Origin of the sequence: Paenibacillus sp. OT2-17 (genome assembly GCF_009827695.1) — a bacterium.
GTDB classification, from domain to species: domain Bacteria; phylum Bacillota; class Bacilli; order Paenibacillales; family Paenibacillaceae; genus Paenibacillus; species Paenibacillus polymyxa_B.
On sequence record NZ_WUDQ01000823.1, the window covers coordinates 1 to 1221 of the forward strand.

General features: G+C 49.1%; 2 protein-coding genes. Both read right to left on the reverse strand.

From position 1 onward, the window contains the following. The coding region (locus GRP75_RS27405) for an ABC transporter transmembrane domain-containing protein (RefSeq protein ID WP_160790943.1) at positions 1-441 on the reverse strand (441 nt) is incomplete at its 3' end. Further along, positions 434-1221: ABC transporter ATP-binding protein (locus GRP75_RS27410; protein WP_160790944.1), on the reverse strand; the 788-nt coding region annotated here is incomplete at its 5' end. The genes GRP75_RS27410 and GRP75_RS27405, both read right to left, overlap by 8 nt.

A 1221-nucleotide genomic window follows, 5' to 3' on the forward strand; every position in this document is an offset into this window, starting at 1 on the left:
CTTCAAAGGCATATGATCGATTTTTCGAGACAGCTCTGTCCGCATCTTCTTTGTAAGACGCTGTGAGACGGTTGCTGTAATGAAGCCCTGGAAATAGTTAAAGATAAGACCAAATCCATATAAAAGCGCCAATACAAGAACAATCTTCTGAACAGCACTTACATCAATCCCGGTTACGATTCCTTCCTGAATCAGGTTGGCAATATCACTGAGCTTATCCGGGCCAATCACGTTGAGGGTGGAGCCGACCAGGGCCAGTACCATAGCTAGTACAATCATAGGCACATAGGCCTTGCTGTAGGATACAAGCTGGCTGATGGTCTTTTTAAAATTATTCGCTTTTTCACCAGCACCCTTGCCCCCCGCAGGGCCTTTACCCATGGGACCTCCCTGATTCATTTTCATTTGCTGGCTGTCGACGGTGTGTTCATTCTTATCCATGTATGAGTTCCTCCTTCGAAAGCTGCGAAAATGCGATCTCCTGATAGGTGCTGCAGTTCGTCATCAGCTCTTCATGCGTGCCGCTCCCTACAATCTCTCCCTGGTCCAGCACGATAATCCGATCAGCGTCTTTGATCGTACCTATGCGCTGACCAACGATAAGTGTCGTAGCGTCGCCGGTTTCTTTTTTGAGAGCGGAGCGCAGAATCCGGTCTGTTCTGTAGTCTAGTGCCGAGAAGGAATCATCGAAAATATAAATTTCAGGCTGACGGTAGATGGCACGCGCAATGGACAGCCGTTGCTTTTGACCACCGGACACGTTCGCTCCACCTTGCGAAATTCTACCCTGATATTGACCATCCATTTTTTCGACAAACTCCGTTCCTTGAGCAATACCAACGGCTTCTTTGACAAGTTTCTCCGAAGCTCCTGCTCTTCCGTTATCACCGTACGAAACGTTGGATATCACCGTACCGTTGAACAGTACAGCTCTCTGAGGAACATACCCGATTTTGTTATGGAGTGCCTGCTGATTATAGTTCCTGACATTCGCACCGTCCACGAGTACCTCTCCCTCGGTCACATCATAGAAACGGGGAATCAGATTGATCACGCTGGTTTTGCCACTGCCTGTAGCGCCAATAAAGGCAACCGTCTCGCCTCGTTTCGCCGTGAAGCTGATGTTGCGAAGCACGGCCTCCTCCGCGTCCGGATATTTGAAGCTGACATTACGGAATTCCACTTGCCCCATAACGCTCTCTTCTCCAGTCGTCTCATGCC